The 14,123-nt window shown below is 65.8% G+C and carries 12 protein-coding genes and 1 tRNA gene; 5 read left to right on the top strand and 8 right to left on the bottom strand.

Going from position 1 to position 14,123, the window contains the following annotated elements; genetic code table 11:
* Positions 1-31: 31 nt before the first annotated feature.
* The 4 genes from cyoD to cyoA are packed head-to-tail and all read right to left on the bottom strand — an operon-like array spanning position 32 to position 4,296.
* The gene (gene cyoD / locus AC3WRC_RS08295) at positions 32-427 is read right to left on the bottom strand and encodes a cytochrome o ubiquinol oxidase subunit IV (RefSeq protein ID WP_082465001.1); all 396 of its coding nucleotides are present in this window, start codon (positions 425-427) and stop codon (positions 32-34) included.
* Positions 424-1,047: a cytochrome o ubiquinol oxidase subunit III gene (gene cyoC, locus AC3WRC_RS08290; protein ID WP_492303535.1), complete on the bottom strand. Its 624-nt coding sequence runs from the start codon at positions 1,045-1,047 to the stop codon at positions 424-426. Before cyoC ends, cyoD begins: the two co-directional genes overlap by 4 nt.
* Positions 1,048-1,049: 2 nt before the next feature.
* Positions 1,050-3,053: a cytochrome o ubiquinol oxidase subunit I gene (cyoB, locus tag AC3WRC_RS08285; RefSeq protein WP_492303534.1), complete on the bottom strand. Its 2,004-nt coding sequence runs from the start codon at positions 3,051-3,053 to the stop codon at positions 1,050-1,052.
* A 13-nt stretch (positions 3,054-3,066) separates the two neighbouring features.
* The gene (cyoA, locus tag AC3WRC_RS08280) at positions 3,067-4,296 is read right to left on the bottom strand and encodes a ubiquinol oxidase subunit II (protein WP_492303533.1); all 1,230 of its coding nucleotides are present in this window, start codon (positions 4,294-4,296) and stop codon (positions 3,067-3,069) included.
* A gap of 210 nt (positions 4,297-4,506) precedes the next feature.
* On the opposite strand from cyoA, the gene AC3WRC_RS08275 reads away from it, so the two are divergent.
* Positions 4,507-5,859 carry an MFS transporter gene (locus AC3WRC_RS08275; RefSeq protein ID WP_055753450.1) on the top strand — a complete coding sequence of 451 codons (1,353 nt, stop codon included), beginning with the start codon at positions 4,507-4,509 and terminating at the stop codon, positions 5,857-5,859.
* 212 nt (positions 5,860-6,071) lie between these two features.
* On the opposite strand, the gene AC3WRC_RS08270 is transcribed toward AC3WRC_RS08275, so the two are convergent.
* A tRNA-Ser gene (locus AC3WRC_RS08270) sits at positions 6,072-6,163 on the bottom strand.
* A gap of 139 nt (positions 6,164-6,302) precedes the next feature.
* Here AC3WRC_RS08270 and AC3WRC_RS08265 point away from each other — a divergent pair.
* The 4 genes from AC3WRC_RS08265 to AC3WRC_RS08250 are packed head-to-tail and all read left to right on the top strand — an operon-like array spanning position 6,303 to position 11,108.
* Positions 6,303-7,787 carry an exopolysaccharide biosynthesis polyprenyl glycosylphosphotransferase gene (locus AC3WRC_RS08265; protein WP_492303532.1) on the top strand — a complete coding sequence of 495 codons (1,485 nt, stop codon included), beginning with the start codon at positions 6,303-6,305 and terminating at the stop codon, positions 7,785-7,787.
* An 11-nt stretch (positions 7,788-7,798) separates the two neighbouring features.
* Positions 7,799-9,244, top strand: a complete 1,446-nt coding sequence (locus AC3WRC_RS08260) for an oligosaccharide flippase family protein (RefSeq protein ID WP_492303790.1) — start codon at positions 7,799-7,801, stop codon at positions 9,242-9,244.
* Positions 9,241-10,173, top strand: a complete 933-nt coding sequence (locus tag AC3WRC_RS08255; RefSeq protein ID WP_055753447.1) for a glycosyltransferase family 2 protein — start codon at positions 9,241-9,243, stop codon at positions 10,171-10,173. Before AC3WRC_RS08260 ends, AC3WRC_RS08255 begins: the two co-directional genes overlap by 4 nt.
* Before the next feature lie 2 nt (positions 10,174-10,175).
* A complete protein-coding gene (locus AC3WRC_RS08250; RefSeq protein WP_492303531.1) occupies positions 10,176-11,108 on the top strand; it encodes a glycosyltransferase in 933 nt (310 codons plus the stop codon).
* Here the strand turns inward: AC3WRC_RS08250 and AC3WRC_RS08245 are convergent, their stop codons facing one another.
* From AC3WRC_RS08245 to AC3WRC_RS08235, 3 genes are all read right to left on the bottom strand, one after another.
* A complete protein-coding gene (locus AC3WRC_RS08245) occupies positions 11,109-11,612 on the bottom strand; it encodes a DUF1543 domain-containing protein (RefSeq protein WP_492303530.1) in 504 nt (167 codons plus the stop codon).
* Positions 11,613-11,623: 11 nt separating this feature from the next.
* Positions 11,624-13,288, bottom strand: coding sequence for an FAD/NAD(P)-binding protein (locus AC3WRC_RS08240; protein ID WP_492303529.1), 1,665 nt, complete (start codon positions 13,286-13,288; stop codon positions 11,624-11,626).
* A 118-nt stretch (positions 13,289-13,406) separates the two neighbouring features.
* The gene (locus AC3WRC_RS08235; protein WP_017506474.1) at positions 13,407-14,108 is read right to left on the bottom strand and encodes a P-loop NTPase family protein; all 702 of its coding nucleotides are present in this window, start codon (positions 14,106-14,108) and stop codon (positions 13,407-13,409) included.
* Positions 14,109-14,123 lie beyond the last annotated feature (15 nt).

Below are 14,123 nucleotides of genomic sequence, written 5' to 3'. Positions count from 1 at the left end.
CGGGACTGAGGATGGGTCCGTGATCTCGACCTCAGCCGCCCATCTGCGCCATGTCGTGCGTCATGGGCATCATATTGGTGTTCAGGTGGTACATGACCCACAGCGAACCCGACAGGGCGATGACCACCACGATGATCGTGAAGATCAGCGCCAGCATGATCCAGCCGCCCTCGGACTTGGAGTTCATGTGCAGGAAGTAGATCATGTGCACCACGATCTGCACCACGGCGAAGCCCATGACGATCAGGGCCGTCGCCTGGGTCGGCAGGACGCCGGTCATGACCAGGGCGAACGGGATGGCCGTCAGGATCACCGACAGCACGAAGCCGATCATATAGCTCTTGAAGGAGCCGTGATTGTGCCCCTCGTGACCCAAGTGGTCGGTCTCATGAGACTCAGGGCTGTGGTCGTTCATGTCGGCGCTCATCTCAGGATGCCCAGCAGATAGACGAAGGTGAAGACGCCGATCCAGATGACGTCCAGGAAGTGCCAGAACATCGACAGGCACATCAGGCGGCGTTTGTTGGCGGGGATCAGGCCCTTCATGCTGACCTGAACCATCAGCGTCACCAGCCAGATGATGCCGAAGGTGACGTGCAGGCCGTGGGTGCCCACCAGGGTGAAGAAGGCCGACAGGAAGGCGCTGCGTTGCGGCGTGGCGCCTTCATGGATCAGGTGCGCGAACTCGTAGAGTTCGATCCCCAGGAAGGCCAGGCCGAACAGGCCGGTGATCGCCAGCCAGACCAGGGTCTGACGCTGGTTGTTGCGATCCATAGCCAGCATGGCGAAGCCGTAGGTGATCGACGAGAACAGCAGCATGGCGGTGTTGATCGCCACCAGCTCCAGGTCGAACAGCTCCTTGGGCCCCGGCCCGGCGGCGTAGTTGCCGCCCAGCACGCCGAACACGGCGAACAGCATCGCAAAGATGAGGCAGTCGCTCATCAGATAGAGCCAGAAGCCCAGCATGGTGCTGGAGCCTTCCTCGTGGTGCGGCTCCTCTTCCAGGTGGAAGACGGTCCGGTCGATCTCGGTCGCAGTCGCGCTCATGATCAGGCCTCCGTTCCGGCCAAGGCGCGGGTGCGCGCCTCTTCTGTCGCGCGGACCTCATCCTCGGGGATGTAGTAGTCGCGCTTGTAGTTAAAGGTATGGCCGATCGATACGGCCAACACCCCGATGAAGCTGATGGCGGCCAGCCACCAGATGTACCAGATCAAGGCCAGACCCATCACCAGGCACAGGCCCGAGATGATGATCCCCGCCCCCGTGTTCGAGGGCATGTGGATCGCCTTGTAGCCGCTCAGCGGACGCTGATAGCTCTGCTTCTTCATGTCCCACCAGGCGTCGGCGTCATGGACGTAGGGCGTGGCGGCGAAGTTGTAGGCCGGCGGCGGCGACGAGGTCGCCCACTCCAGCGTGCGGCCGCCCCACGGGTCGCCCGTCGTGTCGCGCAGCTTGTCGCGGTTGATGATCGACACGGCGAACTGGATGAACATGGCCGCGATGCCCAGGGCGATGACGCCGGCGCCGATGGCGGCGATAACGAACCAGATCTGCAGCGAGGGATCGTCGAACACCCGCATCCGGCGCGTCACGCCCATCAGGCCCAGCACATACAGCGGCAGGAAGGCCAGCCAAAAGCCGGGCACCCAGCACCAGAAGCTGATCAGGCCCCACTTCTTGTCCAGCTTGAAGCCGAAGGCCTTGGGCCACCAGAAGTTGATCGCCGCGAACAGGCCGAACAGCACGCCGCCGATGATGACGTTGTGGAAGTGGGCCACCAGGAAGAGAGAGTTGTGCAGCACGAAGTCGGCCGGCGGCACCGCCAGCAGCACGCCCGTCATCCCGCCGATCACGAAGGTCAGCATGAAGGCGACCAACCACATCATCGGCAGCTCGAACCGGATGCGCCCACGGTACATCGTGAACAGCCAGTTGAAGATCTTCGCGCCCGTCGGGATCGAGATGATCATCGTCGTGATGCCGAAGAAGCTGTTCACCGAGGCGCCCGAGCCCATGGTGAAGAAGTGGTGCAGCCAGACCAAGTAGGACAGGATCGTGATGACGACCGTGGCGTAGACCATGGAGGTGTAGCCGAACAGCTTCTTGCCCGAGAAGGTCGAGGCGATCTCCGAGAAGACGCCGAACAGCGGCAGGATCAGGATGTAGACCTCGGGGTGACCCCAGATCCAGATCAGGTTCACGTACATCATCGGGTTGCCGCCGAAGTCGTTCGTGAAGAAGTTGGTGCCGACGTAACGGTCCAGCGTCAGCAGGGCCAGGACGGCGGTCAGAACCGGGAAGGACGCCACGATCAGTACGTTGGTGCACAGCGAGGTCCAGGTGAAGACCGGCATCTTCATCATGCCCATGCCGGGCGCGCGCATCTTCACGATGGTCGCGATCAGGTTGATGCCGGACAGTGTCGTCCCCACCCCCGCGATCTGCAGCGCCCATATGTAATAGTCGACGCCGACGCCGGGACTGTAACCGATGCCCGACAGCGGCGGGTAGGCCAGCCAGCCGGTGCGCGCGAACTCGCCCACGAACAGCGAGGCCATGACGATGATGGCGCCGGCCGTGGTCATCCAGAAGCTGAAGTTGTTCAGGAAGGGGAAGGACACGTCGCGCGCGCCGATCTGCAGCGGCACGACATAGTTCATGATGCCCGTCACCAGCGGCATGGCCACGAAGAAGATCATGATCACGCCGTGGGCGGTGAAGATCTGGTCATAGTGGTGCGCGTTCAGGTAACCCTCGGACCCGCCGAAAGCCATCGCCTGTTGCAGGCGCATCATGATGGCGTCGGCGAAGCCGCGCACGAACATGATCAGACCCAGGATCATGTACATGATCCCGATCTTCTTGTGGTCCACGGTGGTGAACCATTCCTTCCAGAGATAGCCCCACAGCTTGAAATAGGTCAGGGCGCCGAACAGGGCGAGGCCGCCCAGCAGCACGACCGACATGGTCACGACCAGGATCGGCTCGTGCAACGGCAAAGCCTCAAGCGTGAGGCGCCCGAAGATTAGCGGAATGAGTTGATCAGCGTTCATCGACTGTGTTCGCTCAGGCGTTGGGGGCGGAACGGACGTCGGTCGGAACCGGCCCCGTGGCGAAGGGATTGCGGGCCAGCGTCGTCAGCGAGGCCATCGGAGGCTGACCGGGCGACAACCCCTGCCCGGTCAGGCGCTCCAGGCTGGTCGGTCCGGCGACCGTATCCAGTTCGGCGCGGCGCATGCGGTCGGCTGCCGCCGCTTCGGCCTGCAGCGGGGTGCAGATCGTCATGACGTAGCTGTCGTTAGAGCCGAAGTAGGCGGGCGATTTTCCGCGACCGGCGTATTTGTCATAGACCAGCGGCATGGTGTTGCGCACCGACGCCATGGACAGGCCGCCCTGCTTGTCGATGGCCATCATCTCGCCCATGCACATCTTACCCGGCTCGACGCACATGTTGAGGATCGCGTCCCACAGCGCGCCATCCACGGCGCCGAAGCGCATGACCGGCACCTTCTCGCTGGGCTTTTCCAGCTCCAGATAGCGATCGCGGTCCAGCGTCTGGCCGCCCTGGCGCACGCCGGCGATCCATTGGTCGAACCCGGACTGATCCAGACCGTGGAAGGCGAAGCGCATGTGCGAGAAGCCGTCGCCGGAATAGTTGGCCGAGAAGCCTTCGTATTCGCCCGGACGGTTGATGACGGCGTGCAGCTTCGTCTCCATGCCCGGCATGGCGTAGATCTGACCGGCCAGGGCGGGAATGTAGAAGCTATTCATCACCGAGGACGAGGTGATGTGGAAACGGATAGGACGGTCAACCGGCGCGGCCAGTTCATTAACCGTGGCGACGCCGTACTGCGGGTAGATAAACATCCACTTCCAGTCGAGCGCGACGACATTGACCTGCAACGGCTCGACGCTTTCCTCAACGGCTTGGCCCGGCTTGATCCGGTCGATCGGACGATAGGGGTCCAGCAGGTGCGTGCCAGCCCAGGTCAGGGCGCCCAGGCAGATGATGATCATCAGCGGCGCGGCCCAGATGACCAGCTCCAACGACGTGGAGTGGTCCCAATCGGGACGGTAGTCGGCCTCGGCCTCCTTGTTCGACGCTCGATACTTCCAGGCGAAGAAGACGATCAGACCCATCACGGGCACGATGATGATCAGCATCAGCAGGGTCGAGATCATCAGCAGATCACCCTGCTGGGACGCGACGTCGCCGGCAGGGTTGAGGACGACCAGGTTGCAGGCCGACAGCAGGGCCACGATGGGCGCGAGCAAAAGAAGGCGCAGACGGCGCAAGGCGGATCCAATCGAAAAGCGTCGGGCGAGGGGGAGGCGCCGCAACGGTTGGCGTTCGTAGGCGGCGGGATACTCAGCTTCAATCAGGAACGACATTGGGCAATATGTCCTATCCTCACGAGGCCGCTTTCATCGCAAAGGGCGCCCGGTCATAATGCGGCGACCTGCCGTACGGCCGATAATTCAGTCTCACACGGAGCGACCAAGCCCATGTCCGCCTCGACGACCCCTTCGTCAGAGTCGCTGGAACGCGACGCCGCCGCCCTTCACACGGGCCATGGCAAGGTTGACGCCGGCGAGATCGCCATCGGCGTCATTATCGGCCGAACTTCCGAGTTTTTCGACTTCTTTGTTTACGCCATCGCTTCGGTGGTCGTTTTCCCGCAGTTGATCTTCCCCTATGCGGGCGCGGTAGGCGGCACCCTGCTCTCCTTCGCCGTCTTCGCCCTGGCTTTCCTGGCTCGGCCGCTGGGGACCGTCCTGTTCATCGCCATCGACCGCAAGTTCGGGCGCGGCGCCAAGCTGACGACCGCCCTGCTGCTGCTCGGCACCTCGACCGTGTCGGTCGCCTTCATCCCCGGATATGAGAGCATCGGCATGTGGGCGCCGGTGCTGCTGGCCCTCACCCGTATCGGCCAGGGCGTCGCCCTGGGCGGCACCTGGGACGGTCTGGCCTCGCTGCTCGCGCTGAACGCGCCAGAGAAGAAGCGCGGCTGGTACGCCATGATCCCGCAACTCGGCGCGCCCATCGGCCTGCTGGTGGCCTCGGCCCTGTTCGCCTTCTTCCTGAACACGCTGTCGGCCCCTGACTTCCTGGATTGGGGCTGGCGCTATCCGTTCTTCGTCGCCTTCGCCATCAACGTGGTGGCCCTGTTCGCGCGCCTGCGCATCGTAGTGACGCCGGCCTTCCAGAAGCTGTTCGAAACGCGTGAGCTTCAGCCCACGCCGATCAGCCAGGCCCTGCGCGACGAAGGCCCCAAGATCGCCATCGGCGCTTTCGCTCCGCTGGCCAGCTTCGCCATGTTCCACATGGTGACCGTCTTCCCGCTGTCGTGGGTGTTCCTGTTCACCAAGGAAACGCCGGTCCGCTTCCTGCTGATCGAGATGGTGGGCGCCGTCTTCGGCCTGCTGGCCATCCTGGCCTCGGGCATACTGGCCGACCGCTACGGCCGCCGCACCTTGCTGGCGATCACCGCCGCCGGCATCGCCGCCTTCTCGGGCTTTGCGCCGCAACTGCTGAACGGCGGCCCGGTCGGCGAGCTGACCTTCATGATCTCCGGCTTCATCCTGCTGGGCCTGTCGTTCGGGCAAGCCTCTGGCCCCGTGGCCTCCAGCTTCAGCCTGACCAACCGCTACACCTCCTCGGCCCTGACCTCGGACCTGGCCTGGCTGTTCGGCGCGGGCTTTGCGCCCTTGGCGGCCCTGTGGATCTCCAGCCAGTTCGGCCTGATCGCCGCCGGCGCCTATCTGCTGTCGGGCGCCATCTGCACCCTCGTGGCCCTGTGGCTAAATCGCGAACTGGCCCGCAGCTCCTCCGACAAGGACCGCGCCAAGGCTGTCTAAGCCGACGCGTCACCGCGCATCAAAAGACACGGCCCGCAGTCGCCTGCGGGCCGTGTTGCGTTTGCGGCAGATGGTTCGGCAGGGTTGCTTGTCACAGACGGCCTGTTCACCACGTGGCGACGAAGTCAGCAGCGATCAAAGCGACAAGACAGGTGACGTCGATGACCCAACGCGTGGGCGGGTCGGTTCAAACGGCGGACGATTTGAGGAAATGGCGGAGACGGAGGGATTCGAACCCTCGGTACCCCTTACGGGGTACGACGATTTAGCAAACCGTTGCCTTCAGCCACTCGGCCACGTCTCCTGCGAGGGCGTCGATAGCGGAGGCTGATGCGTCGCGCAATCCGGTTCGAGAGAAAGCGTCCACGTTAACGCGACATAGAGGCCGAAGCGGCAATATCGCGGCCATCATTCGCCCCCCCGGATCGCTGCTGGATCGCCTGTTGCTCGACCGTCCCGCCAATCTCGCCGCCGATACGCCGCTGAAGAGCCGGCCGTCGCGCGGGCCGTTCCGGCCGGAGATCTGGCTGAATGCGCGCGAGCGATCGTCCGTGCGCCTGTCGGCGCACTATTTCCGGCTGATCGACGTGTTGATGGTCTGCGGGCTGGCGTGCAGCGCGGTCTTGGCGATACAGCCGACGGGTCTGGCCTCGATCACGGTCGGCGACGCCGCGCCCGTGGTCGTCGGCGCCGTTTTGGTGCTCGTGTTGATGCGCGCGCTTCAGCTTTATCGATTCGGACGCGACACGCCCTGGCCTCTGCACATAACGGGCGTTGTGGGCGTGGGAGTCGTCTCGGCCGGCGTGGCGCTCGTGCTGGGTTGGCTGCTGGACCGCCCGGCGCTGAACGTCATTGCGCCCTGGGCCCTGACGACGACGGCCGCCCTGGCGCTGTTGCACGGCCTGTGGCTGGTCGTCATTGCGCGGTGGCGTCGGCTGGGCGTGCTGTCGCCCAACATCGTCATCGTCGGCGCGACCCGAAACGCGCGACGTCTGATCGAACAGGCGTTGGAGCGACGTGACATGAATGTGCTGGGCGTGTTTGACGACCGCTTGGCCAGATCGCCGGACAGCTTGGCCGGCGTGCCGGTGCTGGGGACCGCCAAGGCTCTGTTGACCCACCGGCTGACGCCCTATGTCGACCGGATTGTGCTGGCTATAGATCCCGAGGCCGGCCAGCGCGTGCGCGACCTGACGCAGACCTTGAACGCCCTGCCCAATCCGCTGACGGTCCTGGTTGATTCAGAACTGGGTCGCGATGGACTGCTGAACAGGCTGGCGAATGCGCCGCTCGCGTCTCTGGATGGTCCTGCCGACCCGGATCGCCGGGCCTTCAACAAGCGGATGCAGGATTTGCTGATCGGCGCCGTCGCCCTGGTCGTCGCCGCGCCCATCATGGCCCTGGTCGCACTGGCGGTGAAGCTGGACAGCCCCGGCCCCGTCTTCTTCCGCCAGCGCCGTCACGGCTTCAATCATGAGACCATCGTGGTGTGGAAGTTCCGCTCGATGCGTCACGAGGCCGCCGACGCCAGCGCCAGCCGTCAGGTCTGCCCCGGTGACGACCGCGTGACCCGCGTCGGCCGCTTTATCCGCGCCACCAGCCTGGATGAACTGCCGCAGATCTTCAACGTCCTGTCCGGCGAGATGTCCCTGGTCGGCCCTCGCCCCCACGCCATCGGCATGAAGACCGGCGAGACCGAGTCCGCCCTGCTGGTCGCCGAATACGCCCATCGACACCGGATCAAGCCCGGCATGACCGGCTGGGCCGCCATCAAGGGCTCACGCGGCCCGGTGGACACCGAGGCCCAAGTGCGTGAACGCGTCCAGCTGGACATCGAATATATCGAGCGACAGTCCTTCTGGCTGGACCTGTGGGTCATCGCCGTCACCATTCCCGTCCTTCTGGGCGACCGGGCGGCCGTGCGTTGAGCGAGAAGCGCATGTTCTGGCGCGGCGTCTGGGGCTATCTGCCGGCCCAGATCGTCCAGGGGGTCGTCGGTTTTCTGACGATCTTCGTCTTTACGCGCCTGCTCAGCGCCGACGACTTCGGCCATTACGCCCTGGCGTTTTCGGTCACGACCCTGGCCCACACCGTGACCTTCACCTGGCTGGAAGCGTCGATGGCGCGCTTCTGGGCGGCCGAGCGCACACCCGAGGGAATGGCGACCCATTTCGCCAGTCTGTACCGCACGTCGTTCACGATCATCGCCGTCTTCACCCCGATCGCGGCCCTGATCGTGTGGCTGGCGCCGCTGACGCCGGCGTTCAAGATCGCCGTCGCCTTCGGCCTGGCGGGCGCGCCCGTGCGCAACCTCGCGAAGCTGGCGCAGGAGCGGTATCGCGCGGCGGGCGAGGTGTCGAAATCCGCCGCCGTGGACATCGGCGTCGCCATCCTGGGCTTCCTGGTCGGGGCCGGGTTCGCGCTGGCCGGCGCCGGCGCAGCTTCGCCCTTGCTGGGCCTCGCCATCGCCCCCCTGTTCGCCCTGCCCTTCATCCTGCCCGGCGAGTTGCGACAGGCCGGTGGCGGGATCGTGGATCGCACGCGGCTGAAGGCTTACGCCCTCTACGGCTATCCCATCGCGGCGTCGCTGACCCTGGCGCTGGTGCTGGCCTCGACCGACCGGTTCCTGCTGGCGGCCTTCATGGATGCCGCGGCGGTCGGCGCCTATCACGCCAGCTACAGCCTGGCGAACCGGACGCTGGACGTCATCTTCATCTGGCTGGGCGCGGCGGGGGCGCCGGCCATGGTCATGGCGCTGGAGCGCGGCGGACGCGAGGCCCTGCGCCAGACGGCCATCGAGCAAGGTTCGACCCTGATCCTGATCGGCCTGCCCGCCGCCGTCGGCCTGTCGCTGGTCGCGCGGCCGCTGGCGGAGCTGATGATCGGCCAGGATCTGCGCGCCGCCGCCGCCCTGGTCACGCCGTGGATCGCCGCCTCGTCCTTTCTGTCGGGCATGATCGCCTATTATTTCGGCTTCGGCTTCACCCTGGGCAAGAAGACCGGCCTGCTGCTAGTGACGATGGCGATCCCGGCCCTGTGCAACGTCGCGCTGAACCTGGTGCTGATCCCCCGCATGGGCGTGACCGGCGCGGCCGTCTCCACCACCGCCAGCTTCGCTATCGGCCTGATCGCCTGCATCCTGCTCAGCCGCCGCGCCATCGCCCTGCCCATGCCCTGGGAGGCGCTGATCCGCTGCGGGATCGCCTCCGCCGTCATGGCCGGGGTCGTCTGGATGATGCCGCCGCTGGGCGGTTTCATGGAGCTGATGCTGGACGCGAGCGTGGGCGGCCTCGTCTATGCCGTCGTCGCCCTGACCCTGAACGCCGCAGGCGTGCGTGACGTCCTCATGCGCCTGATCCGCGCGCGCCGGAGCATGACGGCATGAGCGTCCAGATTCACGACAACGCCGCCTGGGCTCAGGCGACGCCGACGATCTCGGTCCTGATCCCCTTCCTGCGCGACGATCCGCAAGGCCTGTTGCGCCAACTGGACACCGAGGCCCCCGCCCTGTCCGGCGCGGTCGAGTTGATCCTGCTGGACGACGGCACCGCCGACGCCGATCTGACGACCCGGCTTCAGGCGACCACCGACACCCTGCATCTGCCCGTCCGCCTGATCACCTCGGCCGCCAACGAAGGGCGCGCCAGGGGCCGTAACCGCCTGACCACCGCCGCCCGAGGCGAGGCCTATCTGTTCCTCGACAGCGACATGCGGCCCGACACGTCCGTCTTCCTGCAAAACTGGCTGCGACTGACGAAGGATGACGCTCCCGCTGTGGCCTTCGGCGGCTTCTCTCTCGATCAGGCGCCGACCGACGCCCGGTTCGCCGTCCACCGCGCCCTGTCCGGCGCGTCTGAATGCCTGCCGGCGTCCCAGCGCGCCCTGACGCCCGAGAAATACGTCTACACCTCCAACCTGCTGGTGCGCCGCGACGTCTTCGCCGCCGAATCCTTCGATCCCGGTTTCAGCGGCTGGGGCTGGGAGGACGTGGAATGGGCCATGCGCGTCTCGCGCCGCTTTCCCGTCGTCCATATCGACAATCCCGCCACGCATATGGGCCTCGACACGGTCGAGGATCTGGCCCGCAAGTTCGACCAGGGCGCCGGCAACTTCGCCCGCGTCGTCGCCCTGCACTCCGCCGTCGTCCAGACCTATCCCAGCTACAAGGCCGCGCGCGCCCTGAAACGCCTGCCCGCCCTGCCCTTTGCGCGCCGCATGATGAAACAGGCCGCCCTGACGGTGGCCCTGCCGGTCAAGGCCCGCGCATTCGCTCTGCGTCTCTACCGCGCCGCTGTCTATGCGGACGCCGTCTGACCATGCGCGATGTCGCCGTCATCATCCCGACCCTGCGCCGCCCAGGCAGTCTGGAGCGCGCCCTGCGCTCGGTCTTCGCCCAGACCGGATCGCTGCACCGCGTGGCCGCGATCGTCGTCGCCGACAATGACCCGCAAGGCTCCGCCGCCGTCCTGATCGAGCGCCTGCGCGCCGAGGCGCCCGTCCCCCTGACCTATGCCAACGCCCCCGTCCCCGGCGTCGCGACCGCGCGCAACGTCGGCCTGTCCGCGACTGACGCGCCCTTGATCGCCTTCCTCGACGACGACGAGGCCGCCTCTCCCGGCTGGCTCGCCGCTCTGCTGGACGCGCAAGGCCAGACCGGTGCCGATGTCGTCTTCGGCCCCATTCGCGGGCGCGTGCCGGACAACACCGGCTGGACCACCGCCTATCTGGAGCGGTTCTTCGGCCGCGACGGCCCGCGCGAGACCGGCCCGACAGACGACATCCACGGCTGCGGCAACAGTCTGATGGTACGGGCCACCGCCCTGCCCGGCGATGCGCCTTTCGATGTCGCCATGAACGAGACGGGCGGCGAGGACGACCGACTGTTTACCGCCCTGTCGGCGAGCGGCGGCCGGTTTGGCTGGGCCGCCGACGCCTGGGCGGACGAGTTCGCCCCGCCCCACCGCGCCACCCTGAAATACGCCCTGACCCGCGCCTTCGCCTATGGCCAGAGCCCGACCCAGATTGCCGCCGACCGCCGCGACTGGCCCGGCGTCATCAAATGGATGCTGGTCGGTCTGGCCCAAGCCGGTGTCTGGGGCGCCGCGTCCCTGATGTCCGCCCTCCTTCGTCGTCCCGACCGCGCCCACACCTATGACCGCTGCGCGCGTGGTCTCGGCAAGGTCCTTTGGACGAAAGGCTTCGAGCCGAAACTCTACGGCGCGGCGATGCTGAAGCGCCTTAGGGCCTGATCAGCGGATTGGCATGTAGCGGCAGGTGAAGTCAGGATCGCCCCTCATAAGGCTGGGCTTGAGGTGAATATACAGGCGTTCGCCGCCCGCAACGTCGTCCAGCGCAAACGCCTGTTCGGCCTCATACATCTCGTCCCGGTGCGCGTCCGTCCAACCCTTGGCCAGTTTGATGGCGCGCGCCTTGGCCGCCGGCAGGCTATCGGCGACGACGAAGACATTGCGGTGCTGCTCGGCGAACCCCACGCCGTCGTAGCCGCCCAGGTTGACGTAGTAGAGCTTTTCCTTGCCCTCATAAGGCGTCGGCGACAGGCTGACCTCATAGCCGTCTGCCTGCGAAATCTCCGACCAGCAATCGATGTGCAACGTCCCTTCACGTCCCCACCACTGCGCCAGCAAGGCGTCTTTCGTCGCTTCGATCGTGGGTGCGACGAGGAAGCGCATATCGTGCACCTCGATATTGGCGCCGGGGTGCTCCCCGCCGATGTAGATCGCAAACAGCTTCATTCGTCCTCGCGTCAGGCCGCCGTATCGGCAAGATCGACCGCAGGCTTTGCGGTATTCAGGATCAACGCCAGTCGCCGACCGACGATCCCGCCCATTTCGTGCGAACTGGTGATCCCTTGCGCGAAGGGATGCCGCCCCATGATGAACGGCAGGCTGAGACAGAACAGCCGATCCATCGGCAAGGGCGCGTCGACCGGCCGAAACATGTCATCGACCGCAATCCCCCGGATGACATCGGGCGCGTCATTCGCAACCTGATCACGCACGATCCCTTGCTCCAACAAGGACAAGAAAGGAAACTGGATGCCGCTCAGAGCCGCTTGCCCCGTCGCCTCGATGAAGATCGGGAAGTGGCGCGTCGTGTCGCCGATCGTCACCCGCGCGCCGCCTTCGGGACAACGCGTATCGACATCGTAGTCGTCGCCCAGGGCGATGACATCCAGCCGTCTGGCGGTGTGCAGCGCCAGCATCCGCTCGATCGATTCGTGCGGCACGCCGGCATAGATATCGACGAAGATCGGCTTGAAGGCGCGGCTGAACCGCTCGAACTCGGCACTGTCCAGATGCGGCACGATGACGGCGACGATTTCATGCATGCGCAGGACGCCGTCGCGCCAGGCCACCGTCACCTCTGCGGCATGGTTCGCCTGCGCCTCCTTCAGGTTCGCGGCGGCCCAGACGAAGGGATCAACCGATGCCCGCCGCGCGAAATAGCTCTCGGCGAAGGTTTCCAGCGTCGCGTCATGCAGTCCCGTCTCGGCGGCGTAGTCCGGATCCAGATGGATCAGTTCGGCTCGAAAAAGGTCGAACACGGCGTCCAGCAGCCCGTCAGGACCGCACGCCACAGCCGCAGCGACAGCCTCGGGCGTACAATAGGTCAGCGGGCGATGCGGCAGCGGAAAATAGAAATCCGCCTCGGGCAACAGTCCCTTTCGCGACATCATGGCGATGTGAAAATCTTCGGTATCGGACGCGGGCTGATAGATCAGCCGATCATCCTGTCGAACGAAGTCCCCGTGCGACGTGGCCAGGGCGACGGCCGCATCGATGGCCGTCAACGACGACCCCCGAATGCCGATCTGCGTCGCCGGAACATCCGCGAGGTCAGATGCGGGCCAGGGGCTGAGGAAATATCCGGGCTGGGCGTCCGGCCGCGACGGCCACTGGTGACCCGTCGCCAGAACCACGTGGTCGAATACAGCCTTGGCGACCTTCCGCGACGGCGGCGACGTGAAGGTCAGCTCGATACCGTCCTTGCGGTTCGCAGCGTCGATGACCCGGCATCCCGTCTGCACATCTATGAGAACGCCCTTTGCGCGCGCTTGCTGAACCAGGGTGGCGAATTGACTTTCGAAGTATCGCCCCAAGGCGACACGCGGGACGAAGGTGCGCTCATCGAGCGACGCCCCATCCACGTCCAGCTCTGCCAGTTCGGCGGGCGTTCGTGCCGACAGCCAGTCGGCCAACGTGTCCTGTAACTTCGGGATCTCTATGCTGGCGATGTTGGACAGCATCGCCGCGTCGTTCCAGTCCGGGCTGTAGGGGCTGCCGCAACCGGCCGTCTCGCGCGCCTCGAACACCATCACCCGCGCCGAAACGGTGCCTTGAGACAGCAGGGCATGAAGAGCGTAGAGCGTCGTCGGCCCCGCTCCGACGAATGCGACGGACCTTGTCATGGCCACACAATGCGCAAGACGCGGAAAGGCGCCGCATCCACGCCGAGCTTCGCCGCAGATGCTTCATTTTCTTGCCGAATGTGCGAAAGCGGACGCCGAAAAAGCGCTTCGGAAGGCTTCAGCCCATCAATCGCCGCAGGAAGCCCGGCGCCTTGTATGTCGAGCGATTCATGACCACGCCGGCGATCTTGCCGCCCACCGCTTCGATCTCGTCGCGCAGGATGACCGGGGCATGGGCGGCCGTGCTTTCGGCCGCGATCACCAACACCGTCATGTCCACGAAGGGCGCCAAGATGATCGCCATGTCGTTGCGATCGGCGGCGGGCGCGTCGATCACGATGGTGTCGGCGTGGGGCCGCAGCGCCTCCCAATATCGGGGCTCGCCGACGGCCTCGACCCGGTGCCCGGACCGCAGCGCTTCCATGTGGAAATGCGTCACCCACAGGCGGCCGCCCAGGCAGGACCGCGCCGTCAGCAGTCGCGAATCCGGCACCGGCTTGCCGTCGCGCCCGGTCACGCGCGGCGTCACGGCGTAGAAGCTTGAGCCGTCGGGCGAGCCTTGCGCGGCCTTTCCGACCTGGCCGAACCGATCCGGCTCGGCCGACACCGTCTCCAACTGCCCCTGTTGCGCCAGATCGCCGTCGATCAGCCAGACGGGCTTTCGCGCCCGCACCGCCGCCAATCGGGCGAACTCTCGCGCAACGGTCGAGACACCCTCGCCGGTCGCGGCGGAGGCGAACTGGATCACGCGCGCGCGGTGCGCCGGCGCCGGTCCCAGCGCCGCCCACAGGCCCGCCATTTCTGAAGTCAGATCGACCATCGAATCGCCAAGGCG

It is taken from the genome of Brevundimonas sp. EU05-FHT14B07 (assembly GCF_058790795.1).
The sequence above is the reverse complement of the archived record's forward strand: the minus strand, read 5'-3'. Positions and strand labels throughout refer to the sequence as shown.

Excerpts from the sequence above, each read along its gene's own strand:
- AC3WRC_RS08240 (WP_492303529.1), bottom strand. The coding sequence starts at position 13,288 with ATGACAAGGTCCGTCGCATTCGTCGGAGCGGGGCCGACGACGCTCTAC.
- AC3WRC_RS08235 (WP_017506474.1), bottom strand. The coding sequence starts at position 14,108 with ATGGTCGATCTGACTTCAGAAATGGCGGGCCTGTGGGCGGCGCTGGGA.
- AC3WRC_RS08275 (WP_055753450.1), top strand. The coding sequence starts at position 4,507 with ATGTCCGCCTCGACGACCCCTTCGTCAGAGTCGCTGGAACGCGACGCC.
- AC3WRC_RS08245 (WP_492303530.1), bottom strand. The coding sequence starts at position 11,612 with ATGAAGCTGTTTGCGATCTACATCGGCGGGGAGCACCCCGGCGCCAAT.
- AC3WRC_RS08255 (WP_055753447.1), top strand. The coding sequence starts at position 9,241 with ATGAGCGTCCAGATTCACGACAACGCCGCCTGGGCTCAGGCGACGCCG.
- cyoD (WP_082465001.1), bottom strand. The coding sequence starts at position 427 with ATGAGCGCCGACATGAACGACCACAGCCCTGAGTCTCATGAGACCGAC.
- cyoC (WP_492303535.1), bottom strand. The coding sequence starts at position 1,047 with ATGAGCGCGACTGCGACCGAGATCGACCGGACCGTCTTCCACCTGGAA.
- AC3WRC_RS08250 (WP_492303531.1), top strand. The coding sequence starts at position 10,176 with ATGCGCGATGTCGCCGTCATCATCCCGACCCTGCGCCGCCCAGGCAGT.
- AC3WRC_RS08260 (WP_492303790.1), top strand. The coding sequence starts at position 7,799 with ATGTTCTGGCGCGGCGTCTGGGGCTATCTGCCGGCCCAGATCGTCCAG.
- cyoB (WP_492303534.1), bottom strand. The coding sequence starts at position 3,053 with ATGAACGCTGATCAACTCATTCCGCTAATCTTCGGGCGCCTCACGCTT.